This is a genomic window from Nosocomiicoccus massiliensis (assembly GCF_000438455.1).
Lineage (GTDB): Bacteria > Bacillota > Bacilli > Staphylococcales > Salinicoccaceae > Nosocomiicoccus > Nosocomiicoccus massiliensis.
In genome coordinates, this window is record NZ_CAVG010000054.1 from 1 (window position 1) to 1,544 (window position 1,544).

General features: G+C 29.7%; 4 protein-coding genes. 1 reads left to right on the plus strand and 3 read right to left on the minus strand.

What is annotated here, in order from left to right; translation table 11 throughout:
- Nucleotides 1-232 (plus strand): restriction endonuclease subunit S (locus TJ68_RS02645; protein WP_040928588.1); only part of this gene is annotated, 232 nt, incomplete at its 5' end.
- A gap of 32 nt (nucleotides 233-264) precedes the next feature.
- On the opposite strand, the gene TJ68_RS08905 is transcribed toward TJ68_RS02645, so the two are convergent.
- The 3 genes from TJ68_RS08905 to TJ68_RS02655 all read right to left on the minus strand — a co-directional run.
- The gene (locus TJ68_RS08905) at nucleotides 265-537 is read right to left on the minus strand and encodes a tyrosine-type recombinase/integrase (RefSeq protein ID WP_238316016.1); all 273 of its coding nucleotides are present in this window, start codon (nucleotides 535-537) and stop codon (nucleotides 265-267) included.
- A 115-nt stretch (nucleotides 538-652) separates the two neighbouring features.
- Nucleotides 653-1,195 (minus strand): tyrosine-type recombinase/integrase, encoded by a 543-nt coding sequence (locus TJ68_RS08910; protein WP_238316018.1) that lies wholly within the window; start codon nucleotides 1,193-1,195, stop codon nucleotides 653-655.
- 73 nt (nucleotides 1,196-1,268) lie between these two features.
- The coding region (locus TJ68_RS02655; protein WP_040928589.1) for a restriction endonuclease subunit S at nucleotides 1,269-1,544 on the minus strand (276 nt) is incomplete at its 5' end.

Consider the following 1,544-nt stretch of genomic DNA (forward strand, 5'->3'; position numbering starts at 1 on the left):
ATTAGATAGAGAACTAAGAAAGTATGTTAGTTCAAGTGCTAGAATGGATGGATTACTAAATATAACCTATCAAAATTTTGAGAAAGTAGAACTTAACTTGCCTCAAAAGTATGAACAATTAAAAGTCAAAGAATTCTTAAAGAAACTCGATTTATTACTTACTCTTCATAACAAAAAACTAAATAAACTTGAGTGTTTAAAGAAAGAATATTTAAATTATCTTTTCATTTAACATAAAGTCCCAATTTTCATTGGGACTCTTTTTTATAATATAGTTGCTAGAAATTGCATCATTTTATGATTGTCTTTATTTTCTAATTCTCTAATAATGTGTAGATATGTTTGTTGGGTTGTAGTGATGTTTGAGTGTCCAAGTCTTCTTGATACACTTGCAATCGATACACCTGCAAATAATAATAACGATGCATGTGTATGTCTAAGTCCATGTATTGAAATTACTGGTATACCAGCATCTTTACATTTTCTTTTTAGATAATCATTAATTGTTGAGTTAAATATTCTTCGTCTAATGAACATTGGTCTATCTTTTGGTAAACCTATAGTTAAGTTTGAAAAATGCATACATGTTTGCCAGTCTAGTTGTATTTTACGGTTAGACGACTCATTCTTTGTAGGTATAAATCCCCCTCTTTTATTTTTTGTAGTTCCAAGATTTTGTTATAGATAATGTTTGATTTTTAAAATCAAAATCGTTTGGTGTAAGTGCGAGTGCTTCAGAGAATCTAAGTCCTGTTTTAGCAACGAGTAATATAAACCAATCTCTATTAATTACACTCTTAAGTTCTAAATTAGAAATGAGAGTTTGCAACTCACTTTGGTTTAAATACTTTTGTTTCTTATCACTTGGACTCTTTCCTTTAATCACTGCTTTTCTAGTAGGATCTCTTTCAATTAAACCTTCGTCCACAGCATCTAAAATAGCAGCTTTAACTTGGTGATGAAAATCCATTGTAGTTTGCTTTTCGTGTGTTAAAGCATAATCATTAATCAACTTTTGGTACGTCATTCTGTTCAACTGAGATATCTTTAAATCAGGAGCTAACTCTTTAAGTCGACGATAGGTAATGTTGTACTTATTTAAAGTCACATCCCTGACTGCTCCAACTTTATAGAGTTCCACCCAATCCTTAAAATAACTATGAAACAACCGATTCTTACTTAATTTTCTAACCATAAAAATAAACCTCCAAAATAGTTTTTAGAGGTTTAGTGTAAAGGTTAAAGTAGTACTTAGGTTAGTGTTTTTTCTAAATAAATATGTTGTTCAAATAGACGTTCTTTAATTCGACTAGTTTATTCTTATTTTCATAACCCTTCTTAACTTGATAGTCAAGATTGTCTAAAATAGCTACAATTTGTTTTTGAACAGCCATCTCAGGAACTTTTACTTTAAACTCCTTGATGGTAGGTAACCTAAGAGAATCAACAGTCGCTTTAACAGATCTGCTTAATGCATGTTTTTTGAAATGCGCTCTCATATAATAATAAATATATTTTGGTAAAACAAGTTCACTATTAAAACC

What these genes read in the sequence shown, in the direction of transcription:
- TJ68_RS08910 (WP_238316018.1), bottom strand. Translation starts at nt 1,195, where the DNA reads ATGGTTAGAAAATTAAGTAAGAATCGGTTGTTTCATAGTTATTTTAAG.
- TJ68_RS08905 (WP_238316016.1), bottom strand. Translation starts at nt 537, where the DNA reads ATGTTCATTAGACGAAGAATATTTAACTCAACAATTAATGATTATCTA.